Below are 18,354 nucleotides of genomic sequence, written 5' to 3'. Positions count from 1 at the left end.
CCGCCAAAATCGGTGGTGATATCCACGTCCTGGTCGCCGGCCAAAACGTTGGCGCCGTGGCTGAAGCCGCTGCAAAAATCGCTGGCGTGAGCAAAGTACTGGTCGCCGACAACGCGGCCTATGCTCATCAACTGCCGGAAAACGTCGCCCCGCTGGTTGCAGAGCTGGGCGCCGGCTACAGCCACATTCTGGCTGCCGCCACCTCCAACGGCAAAAACATCCTGCCACGCGTTGCCGCGCAGCTGGACGTTGACCAGATCTCCGAGATCATCTCGGTCGAAAGCGCCGACACCTTCAAGCGCCCGATCTACGCCGGTAACGCCATCGCTACCGTTCAATCGAACGCTTCGGTCAAAGTCATCACCGTCCGTGCCACCGGTTTCGACCCGGTGGCCGCTGAAGGCGGTTCGGCTGCCGTTGAAGCTGTTGCGGCTGCCCACGACGCGGGTACATCCAGCTTTGTTGGCGAAGAGCTGGCCAAGTCGGATCGTCCTGAGCTGACCGCTGCCAAGATCGTCGTTTCCGGCGGCCGTGGCATGCAGAACGGTGACAACTTCAAGCACCTGTATGCCCTGGCTGACAAGCTGGGCGCTGCGGTCGGCGCTTCCCGCGCGGCCGTCGACGCAGGTTTTGTACCGAACGACATGCAGGTCGGCCAGACCGGTAAGATCGTCGCGCCACAGCTGTACATCGCCGTCGGTATCTCCGGCGCGATCCAGCACTTGGCCGGTATGAAAGACTCCAAAGTGATCGTTGCGATCAACAAGGACGAAGAAGCACCGATCTTCCAGGTGGCTGATTACGGCCTGGTGGCGGACTTGTTCGAAGCCGTACCCGAGTTGGAGAAGCTGGTCTAATCCAGTCGCTTCACTTATAAAGAGCCCGGTCCTTGTGACCGGGCTTTTTTTGACTTGCTGGAGACACTCGCCATGGAACTGCGCCCCTGGGCCGTACTGCTGGGCCTCACACTGCTGCCGAGCCTGACGCTGGCCGCTGGCAAATGCGATCGCCTGGTGATCACCGGCAGCCCGGACGCACCGCCTTTGCTCTGGCGCGACCCGCAAGACCCCACGCACCTGATCGGCGCCACCGCTGATGTGTTGCAACAAGTGGCCAAGGACCTCGGGTTGAAAATCGACCTGCTCTACGGCGGCAAACGCTCCCTGGCCCTGGATGAAGTGCGCAGCGGGCGCATGGATATCCTGGCCGATGCGCCGCTGAACCTGGGCGAACTGGAAACCCTCGACTACATTCACCCGGCGCTGGTGCAGCTCGACTACCTGGTCTGGACGCGCAAGGATTCGGCGCTGGCCTACACCACGGCGGCAGACCTGCACGGGCACAAAGGTGCAGTGTCGGAGCGTGCACGCTTGAGCGCCGACTTCGAGACCTTCGCCGGCCAGCAACTGAGCCTGCAGCGCCTGCCTTCACTGACGCCGGCGTTCCAGAAGCTGCTGCTGGGGGAAGTGGACTATGTGCTGGCGAGTCGTTATTCCGGCATGGCCATGGCGCAGAGCCTGGGCATGAGCAATGACCTGATCGCCCGCGACGTGCCCATCGATCAGCCGGGCCTGTACCTGGCGATTTCCCACAACTCGGCCTGCAATGATCCGTGGTTACGCGGACAGCTCGCTAAAAAGATGACAGAATTGCCCGCGTCCGGTGTGGCGGAAACCGCGCTGCAGCGCAACCTGGAGCGCTGGAAAGCACAATTGCAGCAACCCGTCGGCACCCCAACAAAGTAGGGATTTTCAGTGACTCTTCGACCTCTTTTCGCGGCCCTCGCCGTTGTCGCTCTGGCGGGATGTGCAGCCGATCCTGCGCCGAATGAACAAATACGCCTCACCCAGCAAGCCTTGGAACAAGCCGGCGCCGTGGGTGCCAGTGCCGATGAATCACCCGAACTGAAACTGGCCGAAGACAAATTCGCCCAGGCCAAGGCCGACATGGCCGATCAATCCTACAAGGACGCACGCATGCAGGCCGAACAGGCCGAGCTGGACGCGCGCCTGGCCGAAGCCCAAGTGCTGACCCGCAAGAGCCAGGAACAACTGAACGTGCTTAACACCCGCATCACCCGTCTGCGCAAGCAATTGCAACTGGGGGAGGCCCAATGAGCCCGATGATCCGTGGTTTGGGCTGTGCCGTGCTGTTGGGCAGTGCGGTGCTGGGCGGTTGCGCCAGCCACCCCAATGGCGAGCAGGCCTTGCAGCAGGCGGGCAGTGACTTCCAGAAGGTCAAGGAAGACGCCAATGTGTTACGCATCGCGCCCAAGGATGTGATCCGTGCCGGTGAGTCCCTGGCCCGCGCCGATCGCTTGTCCAGCTACTGGGGCAGCGGCGCCGACGTGGTGCATTACGCCTACCTGAGCCAGCGCTACAGCGCCATTGCCCGCGAGCACACCGAACAGGCGCTCAACGAAGAGCGCGGCGCCAAGCTCGAGCTGGAACGCCAGCGCCTGCAACTGGCGCTGCGTGAAAGCAAGCTGATCAGCGTGCAGCAGCAAGGTAAGTGGCTTGAAGAACAGATCGCCAGCCTGGCCACCACCCAGACCGATCGCGGCCTGGTGATGACCCTGGGTGACGTGCTGTTCGACACCGGTGAGGCGGAGCTGAAAAACTCGGCCAACCGCACTGTGCTGAAAATCGTACAGTTCCTGCAACTGAACCCCAAGCGTGTGGTGCGCATCGAGGGGTATGCCGACAACACCGGCGGTGAGCGGGAAAACCTCAAACTGTCCCGCGACCGCGCACAGTCGGTGGCCGATGTACTGGTAGACCTGGGGATCGACGAAAAACGCATCCAGGTCGAGGGTTATGGCGACCAGTACCCGGTCGAAGCGAATGCCTCTGAGCGGGGCAGGGCGCAGAACCGTCGGGTGGAAATTGTGTTTTCCGACGCCAAAGGCCAGTTGGGCGCCGCCCGCTAGAAGCCTGGCGCAGATCAAAAATGTGGGAGGGGGCAAAACCCCCTCCCACATTTTTTATGTGCGCCTGAAATCCCAGTCACCCGCCCTACAGTTTTTACTGTCACTCCCGCCCGCGCTCGACTATTGTGGCAACTGTCCCCGTACACTTCTAAACTGTGCCGGTATGTTTCACACAAAAATAAAATACCCGTGAAATCGAGTGCTGCGTCATGACCAATCTGTTGCTTTACCAACGTATCGCCCAGCAACTGGCTGAGGATATCCGGCGCGGTGTCTATCAACCGGGGGAGCGTGTGCCTTCGGTGCGCAAGATGAGCTCCCAGCTCAACGTGAGCCACGCCACGGTGTTGCAGGCCTACGCCAACCTGGAAGACCAGGGGCTGATCCGGGCACGTCCGCAGTCCGGTTATTACGTGCATCAGACACCCGCGCTCACGGCCCCCACGCCGGACATCGCGCGGGTCGAGCGGCCGGGGTTGGTCACCCGCAGCAGCATCATTCAGCAAGTGTTGGGCGAATCCCGCCGCGAAGGGGTGTTCCCGTTGGGCGCCGCGGTGCCGAGCGTGGATTACCTGCCGGTACGGGCATTGCACCAGCAGTTGGCCAAGGTCACGCGCTTTCAGAGCCCTCGGGCCTTCAGCTATATGTTCAGCCCCGGTTTCGAACCGCTGCGCCGTCAGGTGGCGATCCGCATGCGCGATGCGGGTGTGGTGGTGGATCCTTCCGAAGTGGTGATCACCCACGGTTGCGTCGATGCCTTACAGATGTCACTGCGGGTGTTGACGCGCCCGGGCGACCTGATTGCCGCTGAGTCGCCGACGTATTACGGCCTGCTGCAGCTGGCTGATCTGCTGGGCCTCAAAGTCATCGAGATTCCCAGCGACCCGTCCACCGGCATGAGCCTGGAAGCCCTGCAACTGGCGGCGAACCAATGGTCGATCAAGGCGCTGGTATTGACCACGCGCCTGAGCAACCCGCTCGGCGGCACCATGCCCGAAGAACGGCAAAAACAGTTACTGCGCCTGGCCTCGGATTTCGATATCCAGATTGTCGAGGACGATATCTACGGCGAACTGATGTTCGAGCTCGGCCGCACCAAGGCCCTGAAAGCCTATGACCGCCTGGACCGGGTGATCTATTGCTCGAGTTTTTCCAAGACATTGTCCCCCGGCGTGCGCATCGGCTGGATGATCGCCGGCAAGTACCAGCAGGAAATCCAGCGCCTGCAGATGTTCAGCACCCACTCCGCATGCAGTGTCACGCAGATGGGCGTTGCCGCTTACCTTGAGAATGGCGGCTACGACCGGCACCTGCGCTACATCCGTCAGGAATACCGCAAGAACCTCAGCGCGTTCCAGCTGGCGGTGCAGCAGTATTTCCCCGAAGGCACGCAGATGACTCGCCCGACCGGCGGTTTTATCCTGTGGGTCAGTTTGCCTGGACGGGTCAATACCCAGGAACTGCACGTGCGTGCCCTGCAACAGGGCATCAGCATTGCGCCAGGGTTGATTTTCAGCAACACAGAACAGTTCAACCACTGCATTCGCCTTAACTGCGGTACGCCGTGGAACCGTGAGGCAGAGCGGGCGCTGATGACCCTGGGGATGCTGGCCAGCCAGCTATGCCAGGAAACTGCAGCCGGCCTCTGAGGCGCAAAAAAGGGACAACTCCGACAGTGGGCTGATCACCACGCTTGTCATGCCGTGCACAACAAGCGAGCATATGGCCCTCTGCCGTTAATGCTGTAGGCAATATGACTCAGATTTTTCGCGCTGTTCTGGTAATTGGCCTGTTAAGCCTGTGCAACGTCAGCACAGCGCTGGCGGCGGCCCCTGTGAGCGAAACCAAGCCTGCTGCCAGCTCTGAACAGAAGACCCCTGCGAAAAAACCGGCGCCGGCCAAAAAAGCGCCCGCTGCGAAGAAGAACGCGGCCACTGCCAAAAAACGTGCTGCGAGCAAATCCAAGGCCTCCCGTGAAGTGGCCCAGACGCAATTGCCCCCTGCACAGTTGGACCTGTCACTGCCTTCGGACATGGTCAGGCACTTGCAGCCCATCGGCACCATGCCCAAGCCCAAGAGCGTGCCCCTGCTGCCGCCGATGTTCGGCGAGAAGCCCACCGACAACAGTGCATTCCAGATCAACGGCCGCCTGCTCAGCAATGAGATGAGGCTGCAATTGCGCAACGAAGAGCGGCGCGATGTGGAAGGTGCAGCGCTGGATTTCGAATTCAAGCAGTAAACTTTTCCCACAGACGTGACGTGTCCCTCCGACCATCTGTCGCAGACTGGTCAGTCACGTTTGTTTTCTGCGAAAAACCCCTGTTAGACCATTTTAAAACGGCTGTTTTAGGGCGTACTCTAGCCCGGCCATCCACATTGAGTCGTCGAGGACCTGCTGGTCATGAATTGCCGTGAAGGCTGTGGCGCTTGCTGCATCGCCCCCTCCATCAGTTCGCCATTACCGGGCATGCCACAAGGCAAGCCGGCCGGCGAACGCTGCCTGCACCTGTCGGTCGAACAGCTATGCCTGCTGTTCGGGCAACCGGAGCGACCGGCGGTGTGCAGCGATTTCAAGGCGGATATCGAGGTCTGCGGCACCGACCAGGCCGATGCGATTCGCTTGATCGGCTGGTGGGAGCAGATGACGGCGGCTTGATGGGCTTTACTATCGGAACTTTTTTCGGAACTTCGACAATAAGGAATACAACAATGGGTTCGCTGAAACGAATGGCTGTGCTGTGCGGTTTTATGGTGTTGTTTGCTGCCACTGCCCAGGCTGAGGATTGGCAAGTCGCCAAGGATGAAGACGGTATCAAGGTGTCCCTGAGCGAAGTGGCCGGCTCCAAGTACAAGGCGTATCGCGGTGTGACCACGATTAAGGCGCCGGTTGCCAAGATTGTTGCGCTGCAGGAAGACGTAGTGGGTGCCTGCAAATGGATTCACGAATGCAAATTGCAAAAACTGCTTAAACACGAGGGTGACGTCAGCTACACCTACACCCAGTTCAATGCCCCGTTCCCCGTCACTAATCGTGACTCGATTCTCAAAATCACCACCTCGAAGGGCGCTGACGGCAGCGTGACCCGAACTTTGCTGGAGGTCCCGACCTATCAGCCAGAAGAAAAAGGCTTCGTACGGGTTGCTCAAGTAGAAGGTTTCTGGAAACTGGTGCCAAAGGGCGACAACCAGACCGAAGTCACTTACCAGGTGCACACCGAACCAGGTGGCAGCGTGCCTTCGTGGTTGGCCAACAAGTTTGTGGTGGACGCGCCGTTCAACACCTTGAAAGCCTTGAAAGAACACGCCGAAAAATAAGCGCAGTTGATCGGGTGTCTCCGACCTTGGGTGGAACGTTTGCCAAGCCCCCAAGGTCCAGATAGAGGTAAGCCCACACACGGGTTTTATCGAGGAGGCACCGATGCAAAAGTGGCAGATTACCTTTGTTGATGATCACGGCGTGCAGTCCGTTGAACAGTTCACCTGTGACCAGAAGCCCAGCCTCGAAGATGCGGCACACATGATTCGCAACAAACTGGTGCCCGTCGCCGCCGAACTGGACCTCAACGACCTGGAGGGCCGCAAGCCCGAGCCTACGGTCAAGATCCTCAAAGACCAGAACAGTATCCAGATCCTCGACATCTCTCCTGCCGCCTGAATATTCCCTGTCCACCCTTAAAGCGCCTCTGGTGGAGGTGATAGCTTCGCGCTACTCTGCAAATGAGATCAGCGAATGAATCGCTAAGGTCTGGTCTTGTCAGCTACATGCTTGTTTTCCAGCGGTGATGTTATTGCCGTAGTCCCCACGCCAGTACGGCGTGGGCTTCGGGAAGCACGGAAAGTCTATCCATCAATTTGAGGAGCACTTTTCATGAGCACAGCCTATCAAGAAGACATCAGCACCAACGTTCTGCGCCGCATGAAAGAGGGCGGCTTCGACTTTTCGCGTTTTCACCCCATCGAGTTCTACGCCATTTTCCCGGATGAGGAACGGGCGCGCAGGGCTGCGGGTGAGTTTCGCGGGGAATCCCTGAATGCCCAGGTCAGTGCGCGCGACGATGGCGCCTGGTACCTGGAACTGAGCAAAATCATGTTCGCTACCTACGACGGCATAGGAGACTTCGAGCAAGACTTTGAGGCGGTGGTCGAGCCGCTGGGTGGGATCATCGAGGGATGGGGCGTGAAGCAGGAGGTGCGTGGGTTACCCATGTAGCAGTTAGCAGTATGAGAACCACAGCGTATCGGCTGACCTTTGGGTCGGCCGATTTTGTTTGTGCTGTAGGAAAACTACTCGGAACTTGTAGCCCACTTTTCTGCACCAAAAAAAAGCCACCCAAAGAGGGTGGCCTAAAGGGAAGAGCGGTGGGCTGAACCTGTAGGACGCATCCTGTTCAGCAGATGGTTGTGATTATCCGCAGGCTTGGCCGGGCAGTGAAATCAACTCTGGCTATGCTGTTGATAGTCAAAGCCCGCATTGCGATGAAGCGTGGGGCTGTGCACCGGGCATTCTGCGCACCAGGACGGTGCGGTCAGATTTTTATGTTTATTTAACTCACTGATTTTTAAGTGTTTATGCCGCTGGCACGGGCCTTGCGATGGTTCTCGCGTCCGGGTGACAAGGAGTTCGGCATGATCCGCACTTATTACGATGAGATGTACGATGGGGCAGGGCAGGTCCGGCCTCATTACCGCGAGTTCGCCCGCTGGTTGGCCGACACGCCTGCTGAACTGCTGGCGCAACGCCGGCGCGAAGCCGATTTGCTGTTCCACCGCGCCGGGATCACCTTCACGCTCTACGGGGACGAGCAGGGCACCGAGCGCCTGATCCCCTTTGACACCATCCCACGCAGCATCCCCGCCAGCGAATGGCGGATTGTCGAGCGCGGCTGCATCCAGCGGGTCAAGGCGCTTAATATGTTTCTCGCCGACCTGTATCACGAACAACGCATCATCAAGGCCGGGATCATCCCCGCCGAACAGGTCCTGGCCAACGAGCAATACCAACTGGCCATGCAAGGCCTGGACCTGCACCGCGACCTGTATTCCCACATCTCCGGGGTCGACCTCGTACGCGATGGCGACGGCACGTACTACGTGCTGGAAGACAACCTGCGTACACCGAGCGGCGTCAGCTACATGCTCGAAGACCGCAAGATGATGATGCGCCTGTTCCCTGAACTGTTCGCCGCCCAACGCATCGCGCCCATCGATCACTACCCCAACCTGTTGCTGGATACCCTGAAAAGCTCCAGCCCCCTGGACAACCCCAGCGTGGTGGTATTGACCCCGGGCCGCTTCAACAGCGCGTTCTTTGAACATGCCTTTCTGGCCCGTGAAATGGGCGTGGAACTGGTGGAAGGCGCCGACCTGTTCGTGCGCGATGACCGCGTCTTCATGCGTACCACCGATGGCCCCAAGGCCGTGGACGTGATCTACCGTCGCCTTGATGACGCCTTCCTCGACCCCTTGGCCTTCAACCCGGACTCCATGCTCGGCGTGCCCGGCCTGCTCGCGGCCTACCGCTCCGGCAATGTGGTGCTGGCCAATGCCATCGGCACCGGGGTGGCGGATGACAAGTCGGTGTACCCCTTCGTCACCGAGATGATCCGTTTTTACCTGGATGAAGAACCGATCCTGAAGAATGTTCCGACCTTCCAGTGCCGTAAGCCCGACGAACTTTCCCACGTATTGGCCAACCTGCCCGACCTGGTCGTGAAGGAAACCCAAGGCTCCGGCGGCTACGGCATGCTGGTGGGCCCGGCGTCCACCGCAGCGGAAATCGAAGCCTTCCGTGCCCGTATCAAGGCCAAGCCCCACGCCTATATCGCCCAGCCGACCCTGTGTTTATCCACCTGCCCGACGTTTGTCGAAAATGGCATTGCGCCCCGCCATATCGACCTGCGCCCGTTCGTGTTGTCCGGCAAGGAAACCCGTGTGGTCCCCGGCGGCTTGACCCGCGTTGCATTGCGCGAAGGCTCGCTGGTGGTCAACTCGTCCCAGGGTGGCGGCACCAAAGACACGTGGGTGGTCGAGGACTGATGCCATGTTGAGTAGAACTGCCTCGGATTTGTACTGGATGTCGCGCTACCTTGAACGCGCGGAGAACCTCGCGCGCATGCTCGACGTCAGCTATTCGCTGTCGCTGATGCCCCAGGATGGGCGCGGTGATGGCCTGCATGAACTGGCCATGCCGCTGTTGATCACCGGCACCCTGGAGGACTACCACGCACGTCACGGTGAATTGCACGCTGAACGCCTGCTGCACTTCTTTGCTCTGGATGCGGCCAACCCGGCCAGTATCTACAGTTGTCTCGGCGCCGCGCGGGCCAGCGCCCATGCGGTGCGTGGGCGAATTACCGCCGACATGTGGGAAAACATCAACGCTACCTGGTTGGATATTCGTGATATCGCCCAGCAGGGCCTGAGCCGTTATGGCATGAGTCGGTTCTGTGAGTGGGTCAAGGAGCGTTCCCATCTGTTCCGGGGCGCTACCTACGGCACCATCATGCGCAACGATGCCTTCCGCTTTATTCGGCTCGGCACGTTTATCGAACGCGCCGACAACACGCTGCGCTTGCTGGACGCACGTTATGAAATGGCCGGTGACCAGGCCGAAGCCGTCACCGATGGCACTGCGCATGCCTACTATCAATGGAGTGCCTTGCTGCGGGCCTTGTCGTCGTTCGAGGCCTACACTGAGATTTATCGCGATGCACCCGGCGCCCGGCAAGTCGCTGAGTTGCTGCTGCTGCGCGCCGATGTGCCGCGCTCACTGCGTGCCTGCAGCGAAGAGATTGACCAGATCCTGGCCAGCCTGCCCGGCATCAACGGCCGCCCGGCCCAGCGCCTGGCCGCCGAGATGGATGCGCGCCTGCGCTTTACCGCCATTGATGAAATCCTTGAGGAAGGCCTGCACGCCTGGCTGACCGACTTTATCCCCTTGGTCCGCCAATTGGGCGACGCCATCTACAGTTCCTACCTGGAGGCCGCATGAGACTCTCCATCAGCCACGAAACCACTTACCACTATGAAGACCAAGTGCGCGCCAGCATCCAGTACCTGCGCCTGACCCCCCATGACAGCGAGCGCCAGCATGTGCTCAGTTGGCAACTCGACCTCCCGCGTCCGGTGCGTGCCCAGGTGGACCCGTTCGGCAACATCCTGCATGTGCTGACCCTGGATGAACCCCACGACGCCATCATCATCGGTGCGCGTGGCCAAGTGGACATCGACGAACTGCGCGAGGCCGAACACGAGAGCCAATCGGCATTCCCGTTCCTGCGCTGCACCCGCTTGACCGAGCCCGATGAAGCGCTGCGCGGCTTTGCCGACCAGCATTGCCATCAACGTCGCGATCGCACGGCGTTGATCGACCTGATGCATGCACTTAACCAAGCGATGATCTACACGCCGGGCGCGACCGAAGTCGACACCTGCGCCGCCCAAGCCTTCGCCGGCCGTGCGGGCGTGTGCCAGGACCACACCCACGCGTTTTTGGCCTGCGCACGCAGCCTGGGGATCCCTGCGCGGTATGTGTCGGGGTATTTGTATTCCGAGGACAGCACGCACCTGGCCAGCCATGCCTGGGCCGAAGCCTGGCTGGATGACGCTTGGTACAGCTTTGACGTGACCAACCAGCTGGCCCGCCCGGAGCGGCATTTGAAACTGGCGGTAGGGTTGGATTACCTGGATGCCTGCCCGGTGCGCGGCATGCGTCGCGGCGGCGGTCATGAGCAGATGCACGCGAAGGTGTTCGTGGCGCCGACGCCGGTGATTTCCGTCCAGCAGCAATAGCGTGATCGCGGGTCTGCCAGAGGTTTTGTGGCTTGTAGTGAGCGGGCTTGCCCCGCGCTGGGCTGCGAAGCGGCCCTAATCCAGGCGCCGCGGCAGTACCTGATACACCGCATTCTGCTTGATCAGGGCTGCTTCGCAGCCCAGCGCGGGGCAAGCCCGCTCACTACAAGGGTTGTTTACGCGCGGCCATGTGCTTCAGATACTCAACCAATAAATCCAGCTCATTGTCCGGCAACACGCTGGCGGCGAATGCCGGCATCTTCGCCTGTGGCCAATGCCGCAGGCTCTGCGGGTCACGGATATAGCGCTTGAGGAAATCACCGCCAAAATACTCGGTGGGGTTATAAGGGACATTCAGGTCCGGCCCCACCTGTGCATCACCGGCGCCATTGAGGCGGTGGCAGGCCAGGCAGTTTTTCTGGAACAGCGCAAAGCCCTGGTTGATCGGGTCATTGGGCGCCAGCGTCGGGTCGGGCAACAACGCCGGAAAACGCTCCGCCACGGTCTTCAACTGCTTTATCCCGGAGATCTGGAACGGCCACTGCTCCGGGCTGATAGACCCGGCCTGTGGGTCGGTCCACACCAGGTAGAACGGCCCGGCACTCGGTTTGCCATCCGCCAGTGCGGGCCATGGCTGGGCGGGGTCCTCCACCGCGAGCCAGGCGCGTGCACCGTGGTTTTCCAGCAGCGGCGCAGCCGTGAGTTCGGCGGCGAATCCATCGAGGGCAACGGCTTGCAGGTGGCTCTCAGGTTTCAAACCCGGTAAGAGCACCGCCAGCGGCACTGCACGATAGGTCATGGTGCGCTTGTAGGACACGTCATCAACGATCTGCACCGTTTGCGCTTGCGGGTGCTTGAGCAGGTCGGCGGTCTGCCAGGTCTTGCGGGTGTGGTCGAGTTCGACGGTCAATTGCGCGGCTGAAGCGGGAAGGCCGATCAGCAAGGCGAGGAGGGCAAGGATGGCTTTCAAGATGCAGGCTCGAATCAACGTGGCGATTGGGCTCACGATACCGGAAATCGGCGCGTAAAAAGACAGCCCCTGCAGGACCGCTATGCGCAATGTCCAGGCAGGCGCTGCCAAAAACTGCAAACCCTGTGCTGTTGCACGGAATGGGGCCGTGGAGGGGTCACCCAATAACCTTGGTTAAGTTGGGCAAGATCAAAATCAGTGTGGTGGCGAACAGAATGAGTCCCGCCTGACGTACTTTCGAATGTTTAAACATGGCTGACTGCCTTTTGTTGTTATTCCTGAGCGTCAAATACGTGCCGGTTTTATTTCAGTATGGCGAGATGACGTGTCACTTTTCTTACAGCTGCTCCAGCAAAACCCGGCAGCAACTTCTTACTGATTCAACCTTAGAGCCCTCGTTCTTCTTGGCTTAGACCCATTTCATATCAGCTAATCAGCATTTCAGCTTAAAAAGGCATGAGGCATAACGCCATCTTGGCGCCAATGCCTTGGCTAGACAGCTAAAACGATTAATCAGGTAATTACCTTAGGAGGCTACCGTTCGTCCGAGCGAGGGGGTCAAAAGCAATGAGCGCATCCGTCATTGAAACCGTGTCAATCGGGCCTAAGGTAGAGGCACACCTGCACAGCGGTTCGAGGACGTCATGACCCAAGCTTTGATCTTTGATGCGATACGTACGCCCCGTGGCAAAGGCAAGTCGGACGGCGCCTTGCACAGCGTCAAGCCGGTTAACCTGGTAGCCGGTTTGCTCACCGCCCTGGCCCGACGCAGCGACCTCGACACCCAACAAGTGGACGACATCGTGCTCGGGTGCGTGACCCCGGTGGGCGACCAGGGTGCCGACATCGCCAAGACCGCCGCCCTGGTGGCCGACTGGGACATCAGCGTCGCAGGCGTCCAGATCAACCGCTTTTGCGCGTCTGGCCTGGAAGCGGTCAACCTGGGCGCGATGAAGGTGCGCTCCGGCTTCGAAGATCTCGTGGTGGTCGGTGGCGTCGAGTCCATGTCCCGCGTGCCCATGGGCAGTGACGGAGGCGCCTGGGTGCTCGACCCGCAGACCAATCTGCACAGCCACTTCACCCCACAGGGCATCGGCGCGGACCTGATCGCTACCCTCGAAGGGTTCACCCGCGAGGACGTCGACGCCTTTGCCCTGCATTCACAACAGAAAGCGGCCAGGGCACGTGCAGACGGTTCCTTCAACACGTCGCTGATTGCGGTGCGGGACCAGAACGGCATTGTGCTGCTCGACCATGATGAGTTTATTCGCGGCGACTCCACCCTTGAAGGCCTTGGCAAGCTCAAGCCCAGCTTCGAAATGATCGGGCAGATGGGCTTCGATGCCACTGCGCTGCGGGTCTACAGCCATGTGGAGCGCATTAACCACGTACACACGCCGGGCAACAGCTCCGGCATCGTCGATGGCGCCGCGTTGATGTTGATCGGCTCCGAGGCCAAGGGCCGCGAACTTGGCCTGCAGCCCCGGGCGCGTATTGTCGCCACGGCGGTCACCAGCACTGACCCGACCATCATGCTCACCGGCCCCGCGCCTGCCACGCGCAAGGCCCTGGCCAAGGCTGGATTGCGCGTTGAAGACATCGACCTGTTCGAGGTCAACGAAGCGTTTGCCTCGGTGGTGCTCAAGTTCATCAAGGACATGCGCATCGACGCGGCACGGGTCAACGTGAACGGCGGCTCTATCGCCATGGGCCATCCGCTGGGCGCCACCGGCTGCGCGATCCTCGGCACCCTGCTCGACGAACTGGAAGTGCGCCAGCAGCGCTACGGCCTGGCCACCTTGTGTGTCGGCGGTGGCATGGGCATCGCCACCATTATCGAACGCCTCTGAGCCCAAGGAATCTGTCATGACCCAAGCCATTCGTTACGAAAAAGGCCAGGACGGCATTGTCGTGCTGACCCTCGACATGCCCGGCCAGAGCGCCAACACCATGAACAGCGTGTACCGCGAGGCCATGGCGGCCACGGTCGAACGCCTGGAGGCGGAAAAAGACGGCCTTGCCGGGGTGGTCATCACCTCGGCCAAGAAGACATTTTTTGCGGGTGGCGACCTGAATGAACTGATCAAAGTCGATACGGCTCACGCCAAGGAGTTTTACGACAGCGTGTTGGTGTTGAAGGCACAACTGCGGCGCCTGGAAACCCTCGGCAAGCCCGTGGTGGCCGCCATCAATGGCGCGGCGCTGGGAGGCGGCTGGGAGATTTGCCTGGCCTGCCATTACCGTGTCGCGCTGGACGACAAATCAGTGCAGCTTGGCCTGCCGGAAGTCACCCTGGGCCTGCTGCCGGGTGGCGGTGGGGTGGTGCGCATGGTGCGTTTGCTGGGGCTGGAAAAGGCCTTGCCGTATTTGCTCGAAGGCAAGAAAGTGCGGCCGCAACAGGCACTGCAAGCCGGTCTGGTCAATGAGCTGGCGGCGGACCGCGAACAGTTGCTGGCCAAGTCACGCGCCTGGATCCTGGCCAATCCGGACGCCAAACAGCCGTGGGACAACAAAGCCTACCAGATCCCCGGCGGTACGCCGTCGAGCCCGAAAGTTGCCCAGATGCTGGCGATCGCGCCATCGATTTTGCGCAGTAAAACCCAGGGCTGTTTCCCCGCCCCGGAGAAAATCCTCTGCGCTGCCGTCGAAGGCGCCCAAGTGGACTTCGACACCGCACACCTGATCGAAACCCGTTATTTCACCGAGTTGGTGACCGGGCAGGTGGCGAAAAACATGATCGGCACTTTCTGGTTCCAGCTCAACGAGATCAACGCCGGCCGTTCACGGCCGCAAGGGTTTGCACCCTATGTCACACGTAAAGTCGGCGTGCTGGGTGCGGGGATGATGGGGGCGGGGATCGCTTACGTCAGCGCCAGCGCAGGCATCGACGTGGTACTCAAGGACGTCAACCTGGCCGCCGCCGAGAAGGGCAAGGCACATTCGGTGGCGTTGCTGGACAAGAAGGTCAGCCGTGGTCAGTTGACGGCGCAACAGCGTGAAGCCACCTTGGCGCGTATTCATCCTACGGCCTCCGATGCCGACTTGGCGGGTTGCGACCTGATCATCGAGGCGGTGTTCGAAGACCGCGAACTCAAGGCCAAGGTCTCGGCTGCTGCGCAAAGCGTGGTCGGCGCCGAGGCCGTGATCGCCTCCAACACGTCCACCTTGCCGATCAGCGGTTTGGCCACGGCGGTGCCGGATCAGGCCAAGTTCATCGGCCTGCACTTCTTCAGCCCGGTGGACAAGATGCCCTTGGTGGAAATCATCAAGGGTACCCACACCAGCGACGAAACCCTGGCGCGAGGGTTCGATTTCGTACTGCAAATCAAGAAAACTCCGATCGTGGTCAACGACAGTCGTGGCTTCTTCACCTCGCGGGTGTTCGGCACCTTCACCAATGAAGGCATCGCCATGCTCGGCGAAGGCGTGGCCGCGCCGATGATCGAGACCGAAGCCCGCAAGGCCGGCATGCCGGTGGGGCCGTTGGCGGTGTCGGATGAAGTCTCCCTCAGCCTGATGAGCCATATCCGACAGCAGACGTCCAAGGATCTGCAGGCAGAAGGCAAGGCCGTGCCGACACACCCGGCGACGGCAGTGATCGATCTGTTGGTCAACGAATACAAGCGCGTAGGCAAGGCGGCGGGGGGCGGTTTCTATGAATACCCCAGCGGTGGGCAAAAGTACCTGTGGCCAGAGTTGAAAAGCCGCTTTGAACGGCCCGACCAACGCATCTCGCCACAAGATGTGCGCGACCGCCTGCTGTTTATCCAGGCCATCGAGACCGTGCGCTGTGTCGAGGAGGGGGTGTTGATGTCCACGGCAGATGCGAACGTGGGGTCTATTTTCGGCATCGGTTTCGCGGCCTGGAGCGGCGGCGCTCTGCAGTTCATCAACCAATATGGGTTGAACGACTTTGTCGCCCGCGCTCGCTACCTGGCCGAGCAATATGGCGAACGGTTCGCACCGCCGACATTGTTGTTAGATAAAGCGGCACGCGGTGAAGTGTTCCGGTGATCGAGCGGGGGCTTGCCTTGAAGGGGTATTTCAAGGCAGGCTCTGGGGTGTGCAATATTCCCATCACCGTGTCAGGTATTTTTTATGTCGCTACGCGTCTGTATCCTGGAAACCGATATCCTGCGTCCAGGCTTGATCGATCAATACCAAGGGTACGGGCAGATGTTCAAGCGCCTGTTCTCCAAGCAGCCGATCCCCGCCGAGTTTGTCGTCTATAACGTGGTGAACGGTGAATACCCGTCCGACGACGAAGTGTTCGACGCGTACCTGGTGACCGGCAGCAAGGCCGATTCCTTCGGCACTGACCCGTGGATCCAGACCCTCAAGACCTATCTGCTCGAACGTTACGAGCGCGGCGACAAGCTGCTCGGTATCTGCTTTGGTCACCAATTGCTGGCGCTGCTGCTGGGCGGCAAGGCTGAACGCGCGAGCCAGGGTTGGGGCATTGGCATCCACGACTATAAGCTTGATGCCAAAGCGCCGTGGATGAGCCCTGAAGTGGAAGAGCTGACGCTATTGATCAGCCACCAGGACCAGGTGACCACCCTGCCGGAAAATGCCACGGTCATTGCGTCGAGCGCTTTTTGCCCGTTCGCGGCGTATCACATCGGCGATCAGGTGCTGTGCTTCCAGGGCCACCCGGAATTTATCCAAGACTATTCCCGCGAGTTGCTGGAGATTCTTCAGACAACCTTGGGCGAAAAGGTCTACACCAACGGCGTCGCCAGCCTGGAGCGTGACCACCACGGTGCAACCGTGGCGGAATGGATGATGCGCTTTGTGGCGCATAAACCCGAGGCTCAGGTTTAAAGCCAGCCCGAACGCTTGAAACTCGCCCACAAGCCGGTGCAACCGGTCGCAATCAACCCGAGCACCGCAAAATAGCCATAGTGCCATTGCAGCTCGGGCATGTTCTGGAAGTTCATCCCATAAATCCCCGCCACTGCGGTGGGGAACGCCAGGATCGCCGCCCACGCGGCGAACTTGCGCTGCACCACGCTCTGGCGCGAGGCCTCAAGTAACACGCCGATTTCGATGGTCTGGCTGGCAATATCGCGCAGGGTGGTGAGGTCTTCCATCTGCCGCGTCACGTGGATCTGCACATCGCGGAAATACGGGCGCATGTTCTTGTCGATAAACGGGAAGTTGAGTTTCTGCAGCTCCTGGCTGATTTCCACCATCGGCGCCACATAGCGCTTGAGCCGCAGCACATCGCGGCGCAGGCCATGGATCTTCTGGATGTCGCGTTCACTCAGCGAACTGCACAGCACATTGCGCTCCAGCTCATCGATCTCGGCATGGATCGCTTCGCTCACCGGTTGGTAGTTTTCGGTGACGAAATCCAACAGCGCATAGAGTACGAAATCTTCCCCATGCTCCAGCAACAGCGGCCGCGCCTCACAGCGCTGGCGCACAAAGCCGTAGGACGCGGAATGACCGTTGCGAGCGGTGATGATGTAGCCGTTGCCGGCAAAGATATGGGTCTCGATAAACTCCAGCTTGCCGTTCTCGCGCACCGGTGAATAGGTGACGATAAACAGCGCATCGCCAAAGGTTTCCAGCTTGGGGCGGCTGTGTTTTTCCAGGGCGTCTTCGATGGCCAGTTCATGCAGGTTGAACTGGCGTTGCAGGTTGGCCAGTTCCTGCGCGTCGGGTTCTTCCAGGCCGATCCACACAAAGTGGCCGGGTTTGGCGGCCCAGGCCGCGCCTTCATCAAGGGTGATATCAGTGACTTTCTTACCGGCGCTGTAGACGGCGGCCGCAACAACTCTACCCATGGTGCTGATCACTTCTTATTGGGAGGACACGTGTTGGGCAGCTTAGCCTGAATGGCGTTCCGTCGTAGCCGTCGTTTCTGCAAGCTTTTGTAGTGAGCGAGCTTGCTCGCGCTGGGGTGCGAAGCGCCTTTGGCAGTCTTCAACCAGCCCGCACTTCGCGATCCATCGCCTCAATACACGCCGCCATCTGCGCATGGCAAGCCTGCATCAACGCCGGGATGTCATCCGAAGTCAGGCCAATTGTAGGAATTGGCGGCAACGAACGTATGATCACATCACCACTGTTCCAGCGATTGAGCTGCATGTGCGTGACGTAATTGCTGACGCACACCTGCACGATGGGCACCCCGGCCGCAATCGCCATATGGAACGCGCCCTTCTTGAACGGCAGCAAACCTTTGCCCAGGTTGCGCGTGCCTTCCGGAAACACCCAGATCGACGTGTCTTCGTGCTGCAAGGTGCGGGTGGTGGTGAGCATTGCGCGGCGTGCCTTGTGCGCATTGCCCCGGTCGATCAGCACATTGCCCGCCAGCCAGAACAACTGGCCGAACAGCGGCACCCATTTCAGGCTTTTCTTGGCATACACACCGTGCGGTGGGGCACCACGTTGCCGAACACAAACAGGTCATAGTTGGACTGATGGTTGGCGATGATCACGCAGGTGCCAGGCTTGTTGCGCAGCGAGTCCACATCGACCTTCACCTTCAGCCGCAGGATCCACATGGCCGGCAACGCGTAGAGGCGAGCACACAGGCGGCTGTTGTCCGGGTTGAACGGCCGGCACAGACCGACCAGCACACCCAGCACGCCAGCGAGCATAAAGTGCAGGCCCATCAACAACATACGCAACAGAAAAAGCATCGACACGGTCC

General features: G+C 60.2%; 18 protein-coding genes and 1 pseudogene. 16 read left to right on the top strand and 3 right to left on the bottom strand.

Annotation, left to right across the window (positions count from 1 at the left end):
- The 13 genes from QCBJ_RS28760 to QCBJ_RS28700 form a co-directional block, all read left to right on the top strand.
- On the top strand, positions 1-857 hold an 857-nt coding region (locus QCBJ_RS28760; protein ID WP_102062077.1), incomplete at its 5' end, for an electron transfer flavoprotein subunit alpha/FixB family protein.
- 72 nt (positions 858-929) lie between these two features.
- Positions 930-1,745, top strand: a complete 816-nt coding sequence (locus tag QCBJ_RS28755) for an ABC transporter substrate-binding protein (protein ID WP_064052616.1) — start codon at positions 930-932, stop codon at positions 1,743-1,745.
- Positions 1,746-1,754: 9 nt separating this feature from the next.
- Positions 1,755-2,117 (top strand): DUF4398 domain-containing protein, encoded by a 363-nt coding sequence (locus QCBJ_RS28750; RefSeq protein ID WP_015885402.1) that lies wholly within the window; start codon positions 1,755-1,757, stop codon positions 2,115-2,117.
- Positions 2,114-2,929, top strand: coding sequence for an OmpA family protein (locus QCBJ_RS28745; RefSeq protein ID WP_064052617.1), 816 nt, complete (start codon positions 2,114-2,116; stop codon positions 2,927-2,929). The genes QCBJ_RS28750 and QCBJ_RS28745 overlap by 4 nt, the downstream gene beginning before the upstream one ends.
- A gap of 209 nt (positions 2,930-3,138) precedes the next feature.
- Positions 3,139-4,578: a PLP-dependent aminotransferase family protein gene (locus QCBJ_RS28740; RefSeq protein WP_015885400.1), complete on the top strand. Its 1,440-nt coding sequence runs from the start codon at positions 3,139-3,141 to the stop codon at positions 4,576-4,578.
- 104 nt (positions 4,579-4,682) lie between these two features.
- Positions 4,683-5,168, top strand: a complete 486-nt coding sequence (locus QCBJ_RS28735) for a hypothetical protein (protein ID WP_015885399.1) — start codon at positions 4,683-4,685, stop codon at positions 5,166-5,168.
- Between the two features lie 162 nt (positions 5,169-5,330).
- On the top strand, positions 5,331-5,585 hold the full coding sequence (locus QCBJ_RS28730) for a YkgJ family cysteine cluster protein (RefSeq protein ID WP_015885398.1): 255 nt from the start codon (positions 5,331-5,333) through the stop codon (positions 5,583-5,585).
- Between the two features lie 53 nt (positions 5,586-5,638).
- Positions 5,639-6,244, top strand: coding sequence for an START domain-containing protein (locus tag QCBJ_RS28725; RefSeq protein ID WP_102062076.1), 606 nt, complete (start codon positions 5,639-5,641; stop codon positions 6,242-6,244).
- Between the two features lie 103 nt (positions 6,245-6,347).
- Complete coding sequence (locus QCBJ_RS28720) at positions 6,348-6,584, top strand: hypothetical protein (RefSeq protein ID WP_015885396.1); 237 nt, start codon at positions 6,348-6,350, stop codon at positions 6,582-6,584.
- Between the two features lie 213 nt (positions 6,585-6,797).
- The gene (locus tag QCBJ_RS28715; protein WP_015885395.1) at positions 6,798-7,139 is read left to right on the top strand and encodes a ribonuclease E inhibitor RraB; all 342 of its coding nucleotides are present in this window, start codon (positions 6,798-6,800) and stop codon (positions 7,137-7,139) included.
- A 416-nt stretch (positions 7,140-7,555) separates the two neighbouring features.
- Entirely contained in the window at positions 7,556-8,965 is a 1,410-nt protein-coding gene (locus tag QCBJ_RS28710) for a circularly permuted type 2 ATP-grasp protein (RefSeq protein WP_015885394.1), read from the top strand.
- 4 nt (positions 8,966-8,969) lie between these two features.
- Complete coding sequence (locus QCBJ_RS28705; protein ID WP_015885393.1) at positions 8,970-9,920, top strand: alpha-E domain-containing protein; 951 nt, start codon at positions 8,970-8,972, stop codon at positions 9,918-9,920.
- Positions 9,917-10,720 (top strand): transglutaminase family protein, encoded by an 804-nt coding sequence (locus QCBJ_RS28700; RefSeq protein WP_093545532.1) that lies wholly within the window; start codon positions 9,917-9,919, stop codon positions 10,718-10,720. The genes QCBJ_RS28705 and QCBJ_RS28700 overlap by 4 nt, the downstream gene beginning before the upstream one ends.
- Positions 10,721-10,883: 163 nt before the next feature.
- On the opposite strand, the gene QCBJ_RS28695 is transcribed toward QCBJ_RS28700, so the two are convergent.
- Positions 10,884-11,690 (bottom strand): cytochrome c, encoded by an 807-nt coding sequence (locus QCBJ_RS28695; RefSeq protein WP_102062083.1) that lies wholly within the window; start codon positions 11,688-11,690, stop codon positions 10,884-10,886.
- Positions 11,691-12,334: 644 nt separating this feature from the next.
- Here QCBJ_RS28695 and QCBJ_RS28690 point away from each other — a divergent pair.
- The 3 genes from QCBJ_RS28690 (at position 12,335) to QCBJ_RS28680 (ending at position 16,514) form a co-directional block, all read left to right on the top strand.
- Positions 12,335-13,540 (top strand): acetyl-CoA C-acetyltransferase, encoded by a 1,206-nt coding sequence (locus QCBJ_RS28690; RefSeq protein WP_015885390.1) that lies wholly within the window; start codon positions 12,335-12,337, stop codon positions 13,538-13,540.
- Between the two features lie 16 nt (positions 13,541-13,556).
- Entirely contained in the window at positions 13,557-15,704 is a 2,148-nt protein-coding gene (locus QCBJ_RS28685) for a 3-hydroxyacyl-CoA dehydrogenase NAD-binding domain-containing protein (protein ID WP_102062075.1), read from the top strand.
- An 84-nt stretch (positions 15,705-15,788) separates the two neighbouring features.
- Positions 15,789-16,514, top strand: coding sequence for an amidotransferase (locus tag QCBJ_RS28680; RefSeq protein WP_102062074.1), 726 nt, complete (start codon positions 15,789-15,791; stop codon positions 16,512-16,514).
- Here the strand turns inward: QCBJ_RS28680 and QCBJ_RS28675 are convergent.
- Together QCBJ_RS28675 and QCBJ_RS28670 are read right to left on the bottom strand one after the other, a co-directional pair.
- Positions 16,511-17,482, bottom strand: a complete 972-nt coding sequence (locus QCBJ_RS28675) for a magnesium and cobalt transport protein CorA (RefSeq protein WP_015885387.1) — start codon at positions 17,480-17,482, stop codon at positions 16,511-16,513. The two genes, QCBJ_RS28680 and QCBJ_RS28675, sit on opposite strands and share 4 nt — an antisense overlap.
- Positions 17,483-17,621: 139 nt before the next feature.
- Positions 17,622-18,343, bottom strand: a pseudogene (locus tag QCBJ_RS28670) (lysophospholipid acyltransferase family protein).
- Positions 18,344-18,354 lie beyond the last annotated feature (11 nt).

The sequence above is a fragment of the Pseudomonas sp. QC2 genome (assembly GCF_002859085.1).
GTDB classification, from domain to species: Bacteria; Pseudomonadota; Gammaproteobacteria; order Pseudomonadales; family Pseudomonadaceae; genus Aquipseudomonas; species Aquipseudomonas petroselini.
Note: the sequence above shows the minus strand (reverse complement) of the source record. Positions and strands in the feature narration are given on the sequence as shown.